Genomic DNA, 19212 nt, shown 5'->3' with positions numbered 1-19212 from the left:
ACGGCGCAAGCTGTTACGCTCATTCCGATTTTGCGCGCCCCCGCATTTGAGGTTTTCTTTTGATCCGGCAGTTTCTTGCCTCCATCGCGGTTATCGCCGCGGCCGCCTTTGCCTGGCTCTATTTTGCGCCCGGCGCGCCCCAGGTTTTGACTAATGCCGGCATCGTCCTGCCCTTCGGCCCCCAGGCTGAAGCGTCTTCCGCCCCTGCTCCCCAGGCAGGCGGGCCGGGCCAGCGCCCCGGCGGTCAGGGCCCAGGCGGCCCTCACGCCTCTGGCGGACCAGGTAGTGGTGGCGGACCGGGCGGCGGTCCCGGTGGAGGCCGCCCCGGCGGCTTCGGCGCTCGCACCACCAATGTCATCACAACTGGCGTCACCGTCGCCCACATAAACGCCACCCTCTCTGCCATCGGCGAAGGCACGCCCGTGCGCTCCGTCACCGTCGCCGCCACCTCCGGCGGCGAGCTGACCGAAGTGCTGGTCCGCCCCGGTCAGATCGTCGAGGCCGGTGCCACTATCGCGCGTTTTGATTCAGCCGCCGAGCAGATCGAATACGATCGCGCCCAGCTCGCCCTCGAAGACGCCCGCGCCACCCTCACCCGCACCGAGGGTCTCGCCAATAACAACGTCGTCGCCGGCACCGCCCTCACTGCCGCCCAGCTCAGCGCCGCCAATGCCGAACTGGCCCTGCGCAACGCCGAAATGGCCCTCACCCGCCGCACCATAGATAGCCCCATCGGCGGCAAGGTCGGCCTCATCCGCGTCACCCCCGGCAATTACGTGCCCGCCCAGACCACCGTCACCTCCATCGATGACACCTCCTCCATCCTCATCGATTTCTGGGTGCCCGAACGCTACGCCGCCCAGATCGAGCCCGGCATGGCCGTCACGGTCAACGCCATCGCCCTCCCCGGCCAGGCCTTTGGCGGCGACATTTCCGCCATCGATACCCGCATCGACCCGGCCAGCCGCACCCTGCAGGTCCAGGCCGAAATCCCCAATCCCGAAGGCATTCTCCGCGCCGGCATGAGCTTCACCGTCTCGCTCGCCTTCCCCGGCGAAACCTATCCGGCGGTCAATCCGCTCGCCATCCTCTGGTCCGCCCAGGGCTCCTATGTCTGGAAATATCTCGACGGCAAGGCCACCCGCGTCATGGCCGAGATCATCCAGCGCAATAGCGACGGCGTGCTCGTCCGCGCCGATCTCAAGCCCGGCGACGCCATCATCACCGAAGGCATCTTGCAGCTCAGCGAAGGCGCCACCGTCACCCTGCTCGAAGGCCCCGACGGCACCGGAACCACCCCACCGCAACCGTCAGTCGCGACCAACTAGGGAGGCGCTGCCATGTCCATTGCCAGCAAGAACGAACGGGGCGGCGCACTGGCAACGCTCTTCGTCCGCCGCCCGGTCATGGCCGTGGTCATCAATGCCCTCATCCTGGTGGCCGGCCTCGCCGCACTTCTCGGCATCGAGGTTCGCGAACTCCCCCGCGTCGAAAGCCCGGTCCTTTCGGTCTCGACCAGCTTCACCGGCGCCGCCGCCGAAACCGTTGACCGCGAGGTAACGGCCATCGTCGAAGGCGCCGTCGCCCGCGTTCAGGGCGTCACCGCCATTTCCTCCAGTTCCTCCGTTGGCCAGAGCCGCGTCACGCTGGAATTCTCCGAAAGCACCAATCTCGATATCGCCACTTCCGACGTGCGTGATGCATTGAGCCGCGTCACCCGCCAACTACCCGACAGCGTCGAAGCCCCCACCATCTTTAAGGCCGACAGCGACGCGCAGCCCATCATGCAGCTATCCGTCACCTCGGATCGCCTCAGCATTGCCGACCTCAGCGAACTGGTCGATGGCATCGTCACCGAGCGCCTCGCCGCTGTCGAAGGCGTCGCTGAAGTCCAAGTCTATGGCACCCGCACGTCCTCCTTCGAAGTCGATATCGACCCGGTAAAACTCGCCAGCCACGGCCTCACCGTCGCCGATATCCGCAACGCCCTGTCCACTATCGCCTTCGACTCCCCCGCCGGCTCCATCAATGGCCCCAACCAGAACATCTCCGTTCGCGCCATCTCCGAAATCACCGAGCCCAGCGATTTCGAAGAGATCATCATCAATGGCCGCACGCGCCTCGGCGATGTCGCCAGCGTCGTCTTCGATGCCGCCGCCAGCACCTCCTCCATCCGCGCCGATGGCCGCCCCGCCATCGGCCTTGGCATCGTCCGCCAGGCCCAGTCCAATTCCGTCTCGATCTCCCACGCCGTCCACGCGGCCGTAGACAGCCTCAACGACACCCTACCCGAAGGCGTGACCGTCAAGATTTCGAGCGACGAAGCCGTCTTCATCGAAGGCGCCCTGCACGAAGTCGAAATCGCGCTGATCGTCGCCCTCGTCGTCGTCATCGGCATCATCTACCTCTTCCTGCTCGATTGGCGCGCCATCATCGTGCCTGCCATTTCCATGCCCATCGCCCTCCTCGGCGCCGTTGCCGGCATGTATCTCGCCGGCTTCTCGCTCAATATCATCACTCTCCTCGCGCTCGTCCTCGCCACCGGCCTCGTCGTCGACGACGCCATCGTGGTCCTCGAAAACATCATGCGCCGCAAGCACATGGGCGCCGGCCCTCGCGCCGCCGCCGTTCTCGGCACCCAGGAAGTCTTCTTCGCCGTCATCGCGACCACGCTGACCCTCGTCGCCGTCTTCGTCCCTTTGAGCTTCCTCGAAGGCCAGACCGGTCGTCTCTTCCGCGAGTTCGGCTTCACCCTTGCCATCGCCGTGTTGCTCTCGGCCGTCGTCGCGCTCTCCATGGGCCCCATGGTCGCCTCGCGCCTCCTCAAAAACGACCACAAGGAACATACCGGCGGCCCCTTCGGCGCCATCGGCCGCTTCTTTGCCGGCCTCTACCGCGTGACCCTGCGCGTAGCCCTGCGCAATCCCGTGGTCGTCATCCTCCTCGCCCTGCTCTTTGCCGGCTCCGCCTACTACGTCTATGGCGGCCTCCGTCAGGAGATCACACCTTCCGAAGATCGCTCGGCCATCAACCTGCGCATCAATGCCCCCAATACGGCCAGCCTCGATTTCGTCCGCACCCGTCTCGGCCAGGTCGAATCCATGCTCAAGCCCTATGTCGACAGCGGCGAAGTCCGCTCTGTCTTCGTGCTCTCCGGCTGGGGCAATGGCGGCTCCATCACCCTCACCCTCGCCCCCTGGGGCGAACGCTCCCGCAGCCAGCAGCAGATCGCCTCCGAGATCAACGGGCTCATGGCTCAGGTCCCCGGCGTCCGCGCCAATGTCAGCCAGGGCAATAGCCTCGGCATTCGCGGCGGCGGCTCCGGCCTGCAATTCGCCGTCGCCGGCTCCGACTACACCATCCTCGCCGAGACCGCCGACACCATCTCCAAAGCCCTCGAAGCCGATGGCCGCTTCGGTCGCGTCTCGGTCAATTTCGACACCAGCCAGCCGCAACTGACCCTCACCGTCGACCGCGCCCGTGCCGCCTCCCTCGGCATCGACATCAACGGCCTCGCCCCCACCATGCAAGCCATGATCGACGGCTCCGATGTCGGCACCATCTTTATCAACGACGAGAGCTATTCGATCCGCATGCTCTCGACGAGCAATCCCGTCAACGACCCGCGCGATCTCGAAACCCTCTTCGTGCGCACCGGCGACGGCCGCTATGTGCCGATGTCCACCATCGCCACGATCGAGGAAGCTCCGGTTCCCCCTTCGCTCCGCCGCGAACAGCAGCGCCGCGCCGTCACGGTCACCGCCAGCCTCGAAGATGGCCTCGCCCTCGGCGACGCCTTCAATGAACTGCAAAAGATCGCCGCCCCGCTACTGCCCCAGGGCACGTCCATCCTACCCCTCGCCGAAGCCAAAACCATCGGCGAAGCCAACAACGCCCTCTTTCTCACCTTCGGCTTCGCGCTGGTGATCATCCTCCTCGTCCTCGCCGCCCAGTTCGAAAGTTTCTGGAGCGCCATCATCGTCATGGCCACCGTGCCCTTCGGCGTCGCGGCCGGCCTCTGGGCCATCCTCCTCACTGGCGGCAGCCTCAATATTTTCTCCCAGATCGGCCTCGTTCTCGTCGTCGGCATCATGGCCAAAAACGGCATTCTCATCGTCGAGTTCGCCAATCAGCTGCGCGACCGCGGCCTCTCCGTCGCCCAAGCCATTGAGGAAGCCTCCAACATCCGCCTCAGACCCGTCGTCATGACCATGATCGCGACGATCCTCGGCGGCGTCCCCTTAGTCCTCGCCTCCGGCGCTGGTGCCGAAGCCCGCGCCGCTCTCGGCTGGGTCATGGTCGGCGGCCTCGGCTTCGCCGCCATCGCCACGCTCTATCTGACCCCCGTCGCCTATCTCCTCCTCGCCCGCTTCTCCAAACCCAAATCGGAAGAAGAAGCGCGGCTCGAGCGGGAATTCGACGAAATATCGGCCAGGACCGAACCGGCGGAGTAGACTTCCTACCGTCTGCGCACGAGGCGCTGGAACCTTGGAAGGGGGCGCAGTGCCTCGAAATCGGGATCATTGCGCATGATATCGAGCGTATTCTGCGGCACATCGCGCACCGCGGTCTCGATGTGGTCCATCGCCCGTTCGGGATCGCCCAGCAATGCATAGACACAGGCCGCATTGATATGGCCGATAAAGTCATCCGGATCGATCACCAGCGCGCGCCCCAGCCAGGCATAGGCCTTCTCGGTTTCGCCCAGATGCGCCAGGGCCACGGCGCCCCTATGCAAGGGCGCCGCATTTTCCGGATGCAGCTCGGACGCGCGCGTGGCCCGCTCGACCGCCAGCATTGCCCATTCGGACTTTTCCGCGCTTCCCCGCGGCAGAAAGCTCGACACCATCATTGGCGAGGCATAGTCATCGCTGCGCAGCCGGCTCGTCAGCTTGAACAGTTCGGCCGTTCGCTCCCGATCCTCGCTCATCCGCGCCATGGACATGGCATAAAAATAGTTCGCCTCATATGAGTGCGGATCGATCGAAAGAGCCATCTGGTGAGCCTGCGCAGCCTCGGCGTGCCGTTCGTTGCAGAACAAGGCGAACCCGCGCGCCGCATGTGCCTCGGCAAGGCCAGGATCGAGTTCGATCGCCTTTTCTGCTGTCTGCAGCATGGCCTCGGCCGAAATTGCCTCCCCGTGCCAGTCGCGCAGATAGCAATCGCAGGTTGCCATCCCGGCATAGGCCCGCGCATAACCCGGATCGAGTTCGGCCGCCTTCCCATACATGCGCCGGGCCGGCACCAGGTAGGATTTCGTCAGCACCAGCGCCAGTTGCCGGGCCCTCAGTTCATAATTATAGGCCTCAAGGCTATTGGTGCGCGTCTGGCGAATGGCCCGCCGTTCTTCCGGAAGCAATTCCAGTTCGAGATGGCCCACCACCGCATCGGTGATTTCGTCCTGAATGGCGAAAATATCGGCCACGCGACGGTCGAAGCGTTCCGCCCATAGCAGTTCACCCGTCGCCCCGACGAGCAGGCGGATCGATACCCTCGTCCGGTCGCCCGCGAGCCGGACGCTTCCTTCGAGCAGATGCGTCACCTCTAGTTCCCGGGCAATCTCATCGCCGCGCCGCGCACTGTTCCTGAACGAAAAACTATAGTTCTTGGAGACGATCCGAAGCTGCCTGCTCTTTGCCAGCGCCGTGGTGATGTCCTCGGCGATACCATCCGAGAACCACTCCTGATCCGGCGTGGTATCAAAGGCAAGAACCGCAACGGATGGCGTCCGAACCTCCGGCGGCCCCACCCTCGTCGGGCCGCTGGCCTGCTCAACCCTTTGCTCATCAAGGATAAAACCCCGCCGCGGCACGGTGCGGATCAGCCCCTCCCCCTGGGGGCCGAGCGCAATGCGAATGTCTTTCACGCACTGGCTGAGTGAATCGTCGGAAACGACCACGTCAGGCCACACCGCAAGGATAAGCTCTTCCTTGCCGATCACCCTGCCGGGATTGCGCAACAGGTAGGTCAGCAGCGCCAACGATTTCGGCCGCAGCATCACCTCCTCGGCCCCATTGCGCAGCCGTCCCTGGATGAGGTCGAGCGTGTGTCCGGCGAAACTGAAAAGTGACATCTTGGACTGCCCCGGCGCTGCCTCGCCCATCATGCGCAAAAATCGCCCGGCATTCCAGCGCCTCAGCCTGGGGCGCGATCCGTGGGTGCTTGTCTATGGACGCGTTCGGAGACGAGCCTGGTTTCCGTGCCATCCACCCACCGCGCCCGCATGTCCACATGGCCCATGCCAATATCGGCCAGTTGCTCCGCCGACATCTCATCGATCTCCGAGACGAGGCACCATGAAAATGCCGCCCCCGCCAACCGCCTGAGCCAACCCCAGCCGCCGTCCGTCTTCAGAAAAACACCGAGCACAGTCATGGCACGCTCCGATCATCGATTTCGATGGGGCCGAGCATGGCCATTTGCCGCCGGGTGGTCCGGATGCAACACGGAAATTGCCGTGAAATTACCCTGATCGCGCAACAAAAAAAGGCCGCCGGATTTCTCCGGCGGCCCCATTCCTCAAGCGCAAAACCTTACGCCGAGCGGTTCTTGTTGTAGAGGTCGAAGAACACGGCTGCCAGCAGCACCACGCCCTTGATCATCTGCTGCCAATCGATGTTGACGCCCATGATCGACATGCCGTTGTTCATCACACCCATGATAAAGGCGCCGATCACCGCACCCGCCACCTGGCCGACACCGCCCAGCGCCGAAGCGCCGCCGATGAACACGGCCGCGATCACGTCGAGCTCGAGACCCTGCCCTGCCTTCGGCGTCGCAGAGTTGAGGCGCGCGGCATAGATCATGCCGGCAAGCGCTGCGAGCGCCCCCATGATGGCGAAGATGTAGAAGGTCGTGCGTTCGGTCTTCACGCCCGAGAGGGCCGCCGCCTTGAGGTTGCCGCCGAGAGCATAGATGCGGCGGCCAAAGGTCATGCGCTTGGTGAGGAACACGAAGCCGGCGATCAGTACGCCCATCACCACCAGCACGTTCGGCAGGCCGCGATAGGAAGCGAGCATATAGGCAAAGAACAGCACCAGCACCGCGATCACGAGGTTCTTGACGACGAAGAGGCTGAACGGCTCGACGTCATAGCCACGAGCGCGGCGACGCGCACGCGTACGGATCGAGAAGAACACCGAACCGACAACAGCGAGGATAGCGATCACCATTGTGGTGGTGTGCAGCACGACGTTCTGGCCGTTTTCAGCCAGCCAGGGCAGCGTCGTCGGCCCGATCACGTCGGGTATGAAACCTGCCGAAAGCAGCTGGAACTCAGCCGGGAACGGCCCGACCGACTTGCCGGCCAGGATGGCGAGCGACAGCCCCTTGAAGATCAACATGCCGGCCAGCGTCACGATGAAGGCGGGCACGCGGTGATAGGCAATGATGTAGCCCTGTGCCGCCCCGATTGCCGCGCCAACCACGAGACAGATGGCACCAGCAACGATCGGATTGGCAAGGAAAGCCAGCTCCGGCGGGAATTTCCAGCCCACCATCAGCATAGCGGCAAGGGCCCCCACAAAGCCCGAGACCGAGCCCACCGACAGGTCGATATGGCCGGCCACGATCACCAGCAGCATGCCCAGCGCCATCACGATGATGTAGCTGTTCTGGAGGATGATGTTGGTCAGGTTCACCGGCTTGAACAGCACGCCAGCGGTGAAATACTGGAAAAACAACATGATGAGAATGAGCGCGAGCAAGAGGCCATAGTCGCGCATATTGGCGCGCAGGGCCCCGATGAAGCTCAGCTCGGCAGATTTGGCCTGATCGGCCGGGGCGCCGGTCGGTGCAGTGTGAACGGTCATGATGCCTTTCCTTCAGCGCGCACGATGGAGCGCATGATCTTTTCCTGGCTCGCCTCGCTGGTGGGCATTTCGCCCACGATGCGGCCTTCATTCATAACGTAGAGACGATCAGTAATGCCGAGCAGTTCGGGCATTTCCGAAGAGATCACCAGGATCGCCTTACCCTGGGCGGCAAGCTGATTGATGATCGTGTAGATTTCATATTTCGCGCCCACGTCGATACCGCGGGTCGGCTCGTCGAGGATCAGCACTTCCGGATTGGCATAGAGCCACTTGGAAAGAACGACCTTCTGCTGGTTACCACCAGAAAGATTGCCCACCACCTGATAGACGCTGGAAGACCGGATATTGGTCTTCTTGCGATAATCGTTGGCCACGTCGAGTTCGGCGAGGTCGTCGATCACCCCCCAGCGCGCGATGCCGGTCAGGTTGGCGATCGTGATATTGTGCTTGATGTGGTCGATGAGGTTGAGGCCGTAATGCTTGCGGTCCTCGGTGGCATAGGCAATGCCATTGGCAATGGCCTTGTCCACGCTCGACGTGTCGATGCGCTGCCCGTTCTTGAACACATCGCCCGAAATCTTCTGGCCATAGGACTTGCCGAAAAGGCTCATGGCAAATTCAGTGCGGCCCGAGCCCATTAGCCCGGCAATACCAACGACTTCGCCCTTGCGCAGCGAGATGTCGATATTCTTGATCACCTGCCGGTCGCGGTGCTGCGGGTGATAGACCGACCAGTTCTTCACTTCGAGCACCACATCCCCGATTTTCGGCTCGCGACCGGGATAGCGGTCTTCCAGCGAGCGCCCCACCATCGAGGTGATGATACGGTCTTCGGTGATATCGTTGGTGTCCATCGTCTCGATAGTGCGGCCGTCGCGGATCACGGTCACGCGGTCGGCAATGCGCGAAATCTCATTCAGCTTGTGGCTGATGATGATCGAGGTAATGCCCTGCTTCTTGAATTCGAGCAGCAGGTCCAGCAACGCCTGGCTATCCTTTTCCGAGAGCGAGGCGGTCGGCTCGTCGAGAATGAGCAACTGCACCTGCTTGGAAAGCGCCTTGGCGATTTCGACGAGCTGCTGTTTGCCTAGGCCAATATTGGTAACCAGCGTATCCGGATCTTCGGTGAGCCCCACCATCGAAAGGAGTTTGCGCGCGCCGTCGCGCGTCTCGTCCCAGTCGATCACGCCGTTCTTGGCCTGCTCGTTGCCGAGGAAAATGTTTTCGGCGATCGAGAGCAGCGGCACCAGGGCAAGTTCCTGGTGGATGATCACGATGCCCTTGTGTTCGCTGTCGCGAATGGAGCGGAAATGCTGTTCCTCGCCCTTGTAGACGATCTGGCCCTCATAGGAGCCATGGGGATAGACGCCGCTCAGCACCTTCATCAGGGTGGATTTACCCGCCCCGTTCTCGCCGCAGATGGCGTGGATTTCACCTTCCCGCACATCGAGATTGACGTCCGACAGCGCTTTAACGCCGGGGAACGTCTTGGTGATGTTCCGCATCTCAAGAATAGTCTTGGACATACTGGGCCCTGCTATCTCAACAAACCCCATCCCGTCTGGCGGGACGCGGTAGCATTACGGCCCCTGCGAGCCCGACATTTGATCAGACCGTCCCGAGGGACCATCTAAAATCTCGAAGGGGCCCCGCGTTTCCGCGGAGCCCCAAACTTGTTCTGCGACAAGCGCTTACTGGAGTTCTTCCGGCTTGATGTAGCCCGAGTCGACAACCAGGGCCTGGTAGTTGGTCAGGTCGACCGAGTACGGGGTCAGGAGAACCGACGGCACAACCTTGACGCCATTGTCATAGGTGGTGGTGTCGAGGCCTTCCGGCGTACCGCCGGAGACGACGGTGTCGACGAGGTCGGCAGTGACCTTGGCCAGTTCGCGGGTGTCCTTGTAGACGGTCGAGTACTGTTCGCCGGCAATGATTGCCTTCACCGACGGAGCTTCAGCGTCCTGACCGGTGATGATCGGCCATGCGAGGTCAGCCGAACCGTAGCCCACGCCGCGGAGCGACGAGATGATGCCGCGCGACAGGCCGTCATAGGGAGCCAGCACGCCATCGACGCGCGAGCCGTCCGAGTAGTTGGCCGACAGGATGTTGTCCATGCGGGCCTGGGCAACAGCGCCGTCCCAACGGAGGGTACCGACGGTTTCCATGCCCTGCTGGCCGGACTTGACGACGATGTCGCCAGCGTCGATCAGCGGCTGAAGGACGCTCATGGCGCCGTCATAGAAGAAGAATGCGTTGTTGTCGTCCGGCGAACCGCCGAAGAGTTCAACGTTCCACGGCTTGGTGTCGGGGAAGCGTTCCTTGAGGCCGGCAACCAGCGAGTTTGCCTGAAGCACGCCCACCTGGAAGTTGTCGAAGGTGGTGTAGTAGTCGACATTGCCCGATTCACGGATCAGGCGGTCATAGGCGACGACCTTGATGCCGGCATCGGCAGCCTGCTGCAGCACGGCCGACAGCGTGGTGCCGTCGATCGAAGCGACCACGAGGGCCTTCACGCCCTTGGTGACCATGTTTTCGATCTGGGCGAGCTGGTTCGGGATGTCGTCTTCTGCATACTGCAGGTCGACGGTGTAACCCTTGCCTTCGAGGGCGGTCTTCAGTTCGTTACCGTCGGAGATCCAGCGAAGCGACGACTGGGTCGGCATGGCAATGCCGATCGCACCCTTGTCCTGGGCGTAGGCAACGGTCGCGGCGGTGGCCATCAGGGCACCGGCAGCAAACAGCGTCGCAATTGATTTCAGAACCTTCACGTCTCGACTCCCTTAGATTTTTCGAGGTGATTGATGTGTTCGTCGTGGTTTCCGCCGATCAGGCCAATTGGTTCCTGCATCCAGTCCGGGCGAGGCGAGCCTACCCGAAAAGGGCGCTCTACTCTGCCCGCCGGCCTGACGCCGGCAGCTTTGGATGGAACTGCATGATGTCCTCCTGCGTGACGGCTTGGATGCCGCCTTGGCCCTCTCGGGATCCACGGCCCGCAAACTAGGATAATCAGATATGCGTGTAAAGCAGGGCAAAGTGGTGGAAGGTTATTTTTTCGATTGTCGAAGATATAAACTTGCGCGTAGAAGGCCCACTTTCAGGCGGTTGCTGTCCGGCATGACAGTCGCTAACCTTGAGGAATACGAGGAAATCGCCTCGCCAATATGAACCGGAAAACGGTCGGCGAGAGTCAAAGGTATCTGATACCTCGGGAGGAGTTGTGGTGAGTTTGAGTGGAGACGCGCGCTCCGATCACGGCAGTGCTGCAAGCGCGGTGGCAGACGATCTGGCGCAACTGATCCTTGGGGAGTTGGCGCCGGGCCAAAGCCTTCCCAGCGAGGCGGATCTCGCAGAGCGTTATTCGGTCAGCCGTCTGACGATTCGCGAGGCCGTAAAACTCCTTGCTGGCCGGGGCCTTTTGGAGCTTGCCCGGGGTCGCCGCGCCATGGTGCGCGAACCCGATGGCTCCGCCTTCACCGACTTCCTCACATCCATCGTAAGGACCGATCCCAAAGGGCTTTTCGACCTCGTTGAGGTACGTTTGTCATTGGAAGTGCAATCGGCCACGCTGGCGGCCAAAAGGGCCAACCGCGCCGGCATCGTCGCCATCGAAAACGCCCTCCAAGGCATGCGCGACGCCGTTGGCGATTCTCCCGACTTCGCAGACGAGGCCGCCGAAGCCAGCTTCCACTCTTTCGATTTCGGCTTTCACGAAGCCGTCGCTTTGGCGAGTGGTAACCGTGTTCTCGGATATCTGTTCGAAGCCATGGCCGTGCCCCTGCGCGAGGGCTTCTTCATCAGCCAGCGCGGTCACGCCGATCGCGGTCACACCCCACAGGACACCATCGCCGCCCACCAGCGCATTCTCGATTGCATCCGCGAGGGCAATGGCAGGGCCGCCGCCGAGGCCATGCGCATGCACCTGCGCGATACCGAACGCGACATTCGCATGGCCGTAACAAAAATGGCCCAGTCGCCCGTTCGAAGCTAACAGTCTGCTAACGAACTCACCGCCTATCCAAGCCCCTGAATCACCGCTAAGCTCCCCATTGGGAAGCTGAATATCTGTGGCCATGGAGCGAGCGACGCGTTCGAATGTCGATCAAAGCCGCAATCTATCACCGCACCCATTACAAGTATGATCGCCCCGTTGTCCTCGGTCCGCAGATCATCCGATTGCAGCCGGCGCCCCATTCCAAAACCAAGGTCCTGAGCCACTCGCTCCGCGTCGCGCCCGACCTGCACTTCGTCAATACGCAGCAGGACCCATACGGTAACTTCTTGACCCGCTTCGTTTTTCCGGAGCCCGTTACCGAACTCAAGATCGAAGTCGACCTCATCGCCGACATGACGGTCTACAACCCCTTCGACTTTTTCGTCGAGGAATCGGCCGAGACCTGGCCCTTCGAATATCCCGAAGACATCCGCGACGACCTCTCGATCTACCGCGTCCCGGAAAAACTTACTCCCGCCCTGCAAGCCTTCCTCGATACTATCGACAGACGGCCGCGCAACACCGTGACCTTCGTCACCGAGCTGAATGCGACCCTCCAGCAGAAAATCAACTACATCGTCCGCATGGAGCCCGGCGTCTGGACACCCGAGGAAACCCTGACCAATGGTCAAGGTTCGTGCCGCGACTCCAGTTGGCTTCTCGTTAACATATTGAGAAACCTGGGCTTTGCGGTGCGCTTCGTCTCCGGCTACCTGATCCAGCTCAAGCCCGACCTCGTCTCGCTCGACGGCCCCGCCGGCACCGACCACGATTTCACCGACCTCCACGCCTGGTGCGAAGTCTACCTCCCCGGCGCCGGCTGGGTCGGCCTGGACCCCACCTCTGGTCTCCTCACCGGCGAGAGCCACGTCCCCCTCGCCGCCACCCCGCATTACCGCAACGCCGCCCCGATTTCCGGCCTCGCCTCCTATGCCGAAGTCGACTTCAACTTCGACATGAAGGTCACGCGCGTTGCCGAACACCCGCGCATCACCAAGCCCTTCTCGGACGAAAGCTGGAACCGCCTCAATAGTTTAGGCCACGAAGTCGATTCTATTCTGAAGGCTGAAGACGTCCGCCTGACCATGGGCGGCGAGCCCACTTTCGTCTCCATCGACGATTTCGAAGCGGACGAATGGAATGCCGGCGCCGTCGGCCCCACCAAGCGCCGCCTAGCCGACGACCTGATCCGCCGCCTCCGCGGCCGCTTCGCCCCCCAGGGCATGCTGCATTACGGCCAAGGCAAATGGTACCCCGGCGAAACCCTGCCCCGCTGGACCTTCTCCCTCTACTGGCGCCTCGACGGCAAGCCGGTCTGGCGCGACGAAAAACTCATTGCCCGCGAAGGGGTTAAGACCACCGCCACGCACGACGACGCGCGCAAGTTCCTCGAATCCTTCGCCCGCAATCTCGGCCTCACCGGCGACACCATCGACGAAGCCTATGAAGACCCCGGCGAGTGGCTCCTCAAGGAAGCCAAGCTCCCTGCCAATGTCGACCCCGCGAACTCCGAACTCGCCGACCCCGAAGCCCGCTCGCGCATCGCCCGCGTCTTCGAACGCGGCCTGACCAATCCCACCGGCTACGTCCTCCCGGTCCAGCGCTGGAACGCCGCCGCCTCCAGCCCCTGGCTGACCGAAAAGTGGAAGACCAGGCGCGGCAAACTCTTCCTCGCCCCAGGCGACAGCCCAGCCGGCTACCGCCTGCCCTTGGCCTCGCTAAAGCACCTCAGGGCAACCTCCTATCCCCACGTCGTCCCGCTCGACCCCGGCGCGCCCCGCGCACCGCTGCCCGATCCGGAAGAGCTGCTTTTTCGCGAGAAAGCCGACGCTCGCCAGCAAACCGCCTCGTCGTTCACTGCTGCAAGCGAACAGCAAGACCGCACCGAACAGGTCATCAGCGAGATCGAAGGCGAAGTCCGCACCGCCGTCACTGCCGAGATTCGTGACCACCGCCTCTGCGTTTTCCTACCCCCGGTCGAGCGCCTCGAAGACTATCTCGAACTGGTGGCCGCAACCGAAGTCGCTGCGAAGGAAATCGGCCAGCCCGTCCATCTCGAAGGCTACGCACCCCCACACGATTCTCGCCTCAACGTCATCCGCGTCGCCCCCGATCCCGGCGTGATCGAAGTCAATATCCACCCGGCCTCGACCTGGGACGATTGCGTCGCGACGACAGCGGCGATCTACGAAGAAGCCCGACAAAGCCGCCTCGGCGCTGACAAATTCATGCTCGACGGCAAGCACACCGGCACCGGCGGCGGCAATCACGTGGTCGTCGGTGGCGCCACGCCCAATGATAGCCCCTTCCTCCGCCGACCTGACCTCCTGAAGTCGCTGATCCTCCACTGGCAGCACCATCCTTCGATGAGCTACCTGTTCTCTGGCCTCTTCATCGGCCCCACAAGCCAGGCACCGCGCTTCGATGAAGCCCGCCACGACAGCCTCTACGAACTCGAAATCGCCATGGCACAGGTCTACGCGCCCGGCCAAGGTCTGCCGCCGCTGCCCTGGCTCGTCGACCGCCTCTTCCGCAATCTTCTGACCGACGTCACCGGCAACACCCACCGCTCGGAAATCTGCATCGACAAGCTCTATTCGCCCGATGGCCCCACGGGCCGCCTTGGCCTTGTCGAATTCCGCGGCTTCGAAATGCCGCCCAATGCCCGCATGAGTCTCGCCCAGCAATTGCTGGTCCGCGCCCTCATCGCCCGCTACTGGCGCGAGCCGGCACAGGGCGACCTCGTGCGCTGGGGCACGACTCTGCATGATCGCTTCATGCTGCCCCACTTCGTCTGGCAGGACTTTTTGGGTGTGCTCGCCGATCTCGACCGCGCTGGCTTTTCCTTCGATCCCGCCTGGTTCGCAGCCCAACTCGAATTCCGTTTCCCCTTCTGCGGCGAGGTTGAGGTGGAAGGCGTAAAACTCGAACTGCGCCAGGCCCTTGAGCCCTGGCACGTCATGGGTGAAGAAGGCGCCATTGGCGGCACAGTGCGCTTTGTCGACAGCTCCGTCGAGCGCCTGCAGGTCAAGCTGACGGCGCCAAATCCGGACCGCTACACCGTCACCTGCAACCAGCGCCCGACGCCGCTCGCGCCTACCGGTACTGCAGGAACATCTATCGCCGGGGTCCGCTTCAAGGCCTGGCAACCCGCCTCCGGCATGCACCCGGTCATGTCCGTGCACGCCCCGCTGGTCTTCGACATCTACGACAAGTGGACCGGCCGCCCGATCGGCGGCTGCACCTATCACGTCGCCCATCCGGGCGGCCGCAATTACGAGACTTTCCCCGTCAATGGTAATGAGGCCGAAGCCCGCCGCCTTGCGCGTTTCGTGCCGCACAACTATACGCCCGGCACCTATCCCTACCGCCCGGAGCGGCCAGCGGACGAATTCCCGCTGACGCTTGACCTCCGGCGACCGCCCCGGTTCACCTGAACACCATGATCAAGCGGAACTCCGAATCCCGCAGCGCCCCTCCAGAAGGTCCGAGCATCATCTCGGACTATCACCTGTTGCCCGGCGTCCCCGATGAGATGATCGACCCCAACGGCGCCCTGCGCCCGGGCTGGGATCGCCTCATGTCGGCTTTCGATGCGCTGGGCTCGACCGAACTCGCAGCCCGTTTCGAGCGCGCTGACCAATATCTGCGCGACGCCGGCGTCTTCTATCGCAAATATGACGGTGCCGAGGGCAAGGAACGCGCCTGGCCACTGGCCCATATCCCGCTGCTGATCGACGAAGCCGAATGGCTGACCATTTCCAGGGGCCTCGTGCAGCGCGCCGAGCTGATGGAAAACATCGTTGCCGACATCTACGGCGACAATCGACTGGTCCAGGAAGGCCTGCTGCCGCCCGAACTGGTGGCGCAAAACAACGAGTTCCTCCGCCCCCTCGTCGGCGTCAAACCCGCCAGCAGCCATTTCCTGCATTTCTGCGCCTTCGAACTCGGCCGTGGCCCCGATGGCGCCTGGTGGGTGCTGGGCGACCGTATGCAGGCCCCCTCGGGCGCCGGCTTCGCGCTTGAAAACCGCGTCGCCACCACGCGCGCCCTGTCCGATGTCTATGGCGAGATGAACATCCAGCGTCTCGCTGGTTTCTTCCGCGATTTCCGCGATCACCTCTTCGTCCAGGCCAAGCGCGACGGCGGCCGCGTCGGCATTCTCACGCCCGGCCAGCTCAACGAAACCTATTTCGAACACGCCTATATCGCCCGCTATCTCGGGCTCATGCTGCTTGAGGGTGAAGACCTCGTCGTCGAGGACGGCCAGGTCATGGTGCGCACCGTGGCTGGGCTAAAGCCCGTCAGCGTCCTCTGGCGCCGCATGGATGCCAGCTTCGTCGACCCTCTGGAACTGCGCTACGACAGCCGCATCGGCACCCCCGGCATGGTCGAGGCCGTGCGTTCGGGTTCCATTTCCATGATCAACGCCCTTGGCACCGGCATTCTCGAAACCCGCGCCCTCGCCGCTTTCATGCCGCGGCTGTGCAAGCACCTGCTCAGCACCGGCCTCGAACTGCCTGAAATTGCCACCTGGTGGTGCGGCCAGGCAGCCGAACGCGAATATGTCCTAGACAATTTCGATGACCTGATGATCGGGCCGGCCTTCGCCACCACCCTGCCCTTCGACGATCTGCGCGGAACCGCACTCGGCGCCAGCATGACCCCGGCCCAAAAGTCCCAGCTTAGGGATCGTATTGCCACCCACGGCCGCGACTACGTCGGCCAGGAGCCCGTGCGCCTCTCGACCGCCCCGGTCTATTCCGAAGGCAAACTCGAACCGCGCCCCATCACCTTGCGCGTCTTTGCGGCACGCACCGAGAACGGCTGGAGCATCATGCCCGGCGGTTTCGCCCGCGTCGGCTCGACGCCTGATACCACCGCCCTCGCCATGCAGCGCGGCGGCCAGGCAGCCGACGTCTGGGTGGTGTCCTCCACCCCGGTCGAACAGGTTTCGCTGCTGCCGCAGGAAGGCGACCGGCTCGTGCGCAATTCGCCCGGCAGCCTGCCCAGCCGCGCCGCCGACAATCTCATCTGGCTCGGTCGCTATGCCGAGCGCTGCGAAGCGACGGTCCGCATCCTGCGCGCCTATAACGCGCGCCTCGCCGAACTATCAAAGCCCGACCTGCCGATCCTCACCCACTGCGCCGAATTCCTCGAAAGCATCGACGTCGATGCCACCGAGGCCATGCCGCAGGGTCTTCTTATGTCGATCGATAGCGCCGTGCACAGCGCCGGCCAGATCCGCGACCGCTTCTCGCCCGATGGCTGGTTGGCGCTCAACGATCTGCAAAAGACCGCGCAGCGCTTCGCCACCCGCATCCGCACCGGCGACGACGCCACTCGCGCCATGACCGTCTTGCTGCGCAAGCTGGCGGGCTTTTCCGGCCTCGTGCACGAAAACATGTACCGCTTTGCCGGCTGGCGCTTCCTCGAAATCGGCCGCCGTCTGGAACGCGCTATCCAGATCGCGCGCATCACTGGCTGGCTGACCGGCGAAGATGCACCCGACGGTTCGCTCGAAATGCTGCTGGAGATCGGCGACAGCGTCATGTCGCACCGCCGCCGCTATTCGGTGACCGCTGGCACGCAAAGCGCCATCGACCTCTTGGTCCTCGATCCGCTCAATCCGCGCTCGGTCCTCTTCCAGCTTACCGAACTGCGCACCCAGCTCGAAACCCTGCCCGGCGGCATTCGCGATGGCCAGCTTTCGAGCGTCGCCAAGGCCGCCCTGCAATTGCAGACGCGCCTCATCACGGCCGAGCCCGAAACCATGACGCCGGACAAGCTGGACGAAATCTCCAGCGAAATCGGCCTCCTAGCCAGCCTCATCGCCGCGCACTATTTTACCTGAACCATGCTCTACGATGTTCGCCTGACCCTGACCTACGACTACGACGCGCCCGTCCACGGCGGGCGTCATCATATTCGCGTCGCCCCCACCACCGTGCCGGGCGTGCAGCGGGTTGTCGCCTCGTCCCTGTCCTTCTCGCCAAAGCCGCATCGCCTGACCAGTTTCGTCGATTTCTTCGGCAATACGGTCAGCGACGTCACCTTCGTCGAGCCGCATGAAAAGCTCGAAGTCCGGCTGGCCGCGCGGGTTCAGGTGGACGATCTCGGGCAGCCTGCCGACCTTTCGGCTTCGCTCGACCAGCTCGGGCTCGAGGTGGCTCGCTATTGGTCGGTCGAGGCTGATAGTCCCCAGCACTTCCTTGCCGCCTCGCCTCGCGTGCAGATCGTGCCCGATATCACCGAATATGCCGAGAACGAGACTGCGGAGGCTGAAACCGTTCTCGCCAAGGCCATGGCGCTCTGCCTCGCCATTCATAAGGACTTCGAATACGACCCGAAGGCCACCGACGTCGAAACCAAGCCGGCGGAAGCCTTCAATCTCAAGAAGGGCGTATGCCAGGACTTTGCCCACGTCATGATCTCGGGGCTGCGCGGCATGGGCATTCCGGCCGGCTATGTCTCCGGATTTCTCCGCACCATTCCGCCAGCAGGGCAGGCACGCCTCGAAGGCGCCGATGCCATGCATGCCTGGGTGCGCGTCTGGTGTGGCGCCCACACCGGCTGGGTCGAATTCGACCCCACCAACGCCATGATCGCCGGTGGCGACCATATCTCCATCGGCCACGGCCGTGACTATGCCGATATCTCGCCCATCGTCGGCGTGCTGCGCACCCACGGCTCGCACGAAACGCGCCAGTCCGTCGACGTCATCAAGGTCGAATAGCCCCGCGTTCGCACCGCTGGAACCAAATCTGCACCTCGCCGTTTGTCTGTCATGCCGCCCGCGACGGGCAATTTGACTGAGAACTCCGCTACTTGCGGAGTGTTGGAGGCACAGATGACGCAGGCTGAAATCAGAGCCCTCGAACATGCAGGCCGCTCGACCGCAGTGTGGTCAAACGAGGTCTACGACAGTTCCCCCCATTTTGGCGACGTCGCCCGGGCCCTATTTCCCGCGGCGCTGATCCTGGCGGCAGCTACCGCGCTGCTTGTTGCCCTGCTCTAGCCTGCCCCACAAAGACAACAACAATCGGCCCGCCCCAAGCTTGAAGATAGGGCCAGATAAAAAAGTCGAGATAGTTTCATGACACTCGGTACCATCCTCATCATCATCCTGATCCTTCTGCTGATCGGCGCCTTGCCGAGCTGGGGTTATTCCCGCGGCTTCGGCTATTTCCCGTCCGGCATTCTGGGTGTTGTCCTCATCGTGGTGCTCATCCTGGTCCTGATGGGACGGGTCTAGCATCACCGCAATAAAGGCACGCGCTCTAGGCGTTTCGTGCCCCTGCGAACCGACAGACGCCCCCCTTTCGGTTCGCCCCCTCGCCCCGGTGCACAAGTGCATCGGGGCTTTCTCTTTCATCGGCAATTCCAGCGGAACCGCCTGCCGTGTCA

Annotated in this window: 13 protein-coding genes; 8 read left to right on the top strand and 5 right to left on the bottom strand. The window is 63.1% G+C overall.

Going from position 1 to position 19212, the window contains the following annotated elements:
- Window positions 1-59 precede the first annotated feature (59 nt).
- Both J7557_RS00680 and J7557_RS00675 read left to right on the top strand, forming a co-directional pair.
- Entirely contained in the window at window positions 60-1328 is a 1269-nt protein-coding gene (locus J7557_RS00680) for an efflux RND transporter periplasmic adaptor subunit (protein ID WP_291416345.1), read from the top strand.
- 12 nt (window positions 1329-1340) lie between these two features.
- Complete coding sequence (locus J7557_RS00675; RefSeq protein ID WP_291416342.1) at window positions 1341-4454, top strand: efflux RND transporter permease subunit; 3114 nt, start codon at window positions 1341-1343, stop codon at window positions 4452-4454.
- Between the two features lie 5 nt (window positions 4455-4459).
- Here the strand turns inward: J7557_RS00675 and J7557_RS00670 are convergent, their stop codons facing one another.
- The 5 genes from J7557_RS00670 to chvE form a co-directional block, all read right to left on the bottom strand.
- Complete coding sequence (locus J7557_RS00670) at window positions 4460-6073, bottom strand: winged helix-turn-helix domain-containing protein (protein ID WP_291416340.1); 1614 nt, start codon at window positions 6071-6073, stop codon at window positions 4460-4462.
- 62 nt (window positions 6074-6135) lie between these two features.
- Complete coding sequence (locus tag J7557_RS00665) at window positions 6136-6375, bottom strand: hypothetical protein (protein ID WP_291416337.1); 240 nt, start codon at window positions 6373-6375, stop codon at window positions 6136-6138.
- Between the two features lie 158 nt (window positions 6376-6533).
- Complete coding sequence (gene mmsB / locus J7557_RS00660; RefSeq protein ID WP_291418243.1) at window positions 6534-7724, bottom strand: multiple monosaccharide ABC transporter permease; 1191 nt, start codon at window positions 7722-7724, stop codon at window positions 6534-6536.
- A gap of 83 nt (window positions 7725-7807) precedes the next feature.
- Window positions 7808-9340: a multiple monosaccharide ABC transporter ATP-binding protein gene (gene mmsA, locus J7557_RS00655; protein ID WP_291416335.1), complete on the bottom strand. Its 1533-nt coding sequence runs from the start codon at window positions 9338-9340 to the stop codon at window positions 7808-7810.
- 165 nt (window positions 9341-9505) lie between these two features.
- Entirely contained in the window at window positions 9506-10534 is a 1029-nt protein-coding gene (gene chvE, locus J7557_RS00650; RefSeq protein WP_367272877.1) for a multiple monosaccharide ABC transporter substrate-binding protein, read from the bottom strand.
- 500 nt (window positions 10535-11034) lie between these two features.
- Here chvE and J7557_RS00645 point away from each other — a divergent pair, with 500 nt between their 5' ends.
- The 6 genes from J7557_RS00645 to J7557_RS00620 all read left to right on the top strand — a co-directional run bounded on the left by J7557_RS00645 (window position 11035) and on the right by J7557_RS00620 (window position 19060).
- On the top strand, window positions 11035-11802 hold the full coding sequence (locus J7557_RS00645) for a FadR/GntR family transcriptional regulator (RefSeq protein WP_291416331.1): 768 nt from the start codon (window positions 11035-11037) through the stop codon (window positions 11800-11802).
- Window positions 11803-11906: 104 nt separating this feature from the next.
- Window positions 11907-15242 carry a DUF2126 domain-containing protein gene (locus J7557_RS00640; protein ID WP_291416329.1) on the top strand — a complete coding sequence of 1112 codons (3336 nt, stop codon included), beginning with the start codon at window positions 11907-11909 and terminating at the stop codon, window positions 15240-15242.
- A 5-nt stretch (window positions 15243-15247) separates the two neighbouring features.
- Complete coding sequence (locus tag J7557_RS00635) at window positions 15248-17659, top strand: circularly permuted type 2 ATP-grasp protein (protein WP_291416328.1); 2412 nt, start codon at window positions 15248-15250, stop codon at window positions 17657-17659.
- A 3-nt stretch (window positions 17660-17662) separates the two neighbouring features.
- The gene (locus J7557_RS00630; protein ID WP_291416326.1) at window positions 17663-18541 is read left to right on the top strand and encodes a transglutaminase family protein; all 879 of its coding nucleotides are present in this window, start codon (window positions 17663-17665) and stop codon (window positions 18539-18541) included.
- Between the two features lie 114 nt (window positions 18542-18655).
- On the top strand, window positions 18656-18823 hold the full coding sequence (locus J7557_RS00625; RefSeq protein WP_291416324.1) for a hypothetical protein: 168 nt from the start codon (window positions 18656-18658) through the stop codon (window positions 18821-18823).
- A gap of 78 nt (window positions 18824-18901) precedes the next feature.
- Window positions 18902-19060 carry a DUF3309 family protein gene (locus tag J7557_RS00620; RefSeq protein WP_084587687.1) on the top strand — a complete coding sequence of 53 codons (159 nt, stop codon included), beginning with the start codon at window positions 18902-18904 and terminating at the stop codon, window positions 19058-19060.
- The last annotated feature ends 152 nt before the right edge of the window (window positions 19061-19212 follow it).

It is taken from the genome of Devosia sp. (genome assembly GCF_017744655.1).
GTDB lineage: Bacteria > Pseudomonadota > Alphaproteobacteria > Rhizobiales > Devosiaceae > Devosia.
Note: the sequence above shows the minus strand (reverse complement) of the source record. Positions and strands in the feature narration are given on the sequence as shown.

Bases quoted from the DNA above. Each gene is read 5' to 3' on its own strand.
- J7557_RS00675 (WP_291416342.1), top strand. From the start codon at position 1,341: ATGTCCATTGCCAGCAAGAACGAACGGGGCGGCGCACTGGCAACGCTC.
- J7557_RS00670 (WP_291416340.1), bottom strand. From the start codon at position 6,073: ATGTCACTTTTCAGTTTCGCCGGACACACGCTCGACCTCATCCAGGGA.
- J7557_RS00665 (WP_291416337.1), bottom strand. From the start codon at position 6,375: ATGACTGTGCTCGGTGTTTTTCTGAAGACGGACGGCGGCTGGGGTTGG.
- mmsB (WP_291418243.1), bottom strand. From the start codon at position 7,724: ATGCGCGACTATGGCCTCTTGCTCGCGCTCATTCTCATCATGTTGTTT.
- mmsA (WP_291416335.1), bottom strand. From the start codon at position 9,340: ATGTCCAAGACTATTCTTGAGATGCGGAACATCACCAAGACGTTCCCC.
- chvE (WP_367272877.1), bottom strand. From the start codon at position 10,534: ATGGCCACCGCCGCGACCGTTGCCTACGCCCAGGACAAGGGTGCGATC.
- J7557_RS00640 (WP_291416329.1), top strand. From the start codon at position 11,907: ATGTCGATCAAAGCCGCAATCTATCACCGCACCCATTACAAGTATGAT.
- J7557_RS00635 (WP_291416328.1), top strand. From the start codon at position 15,248: ATGATCAAGCGGAACTCCGAATCCCGCAGCGCCCCTCCAGAAGGTCCG.
- J7557_RS00630 (WP_291416326.1), top strand. From the start codon at position 17,663: ATGCTCTACGATGTTCGCCTGACCCTGACCTACGACTACGACGCGCCC.
- J7557_RS00625 (WP_291416324.1), top strand. From the start codon at position 18,656: ATGACGCAGGCTGAAATCAGAGCCCTCGAACATGCAGGCCGCTCGACC.
- J7557_RS00620 (WP_084587687.1), top strand. From the start codon at position 18,902: ATGACACTCGGTACCATCCTCATCATCATCCTGATCCTTCTGCTGATC.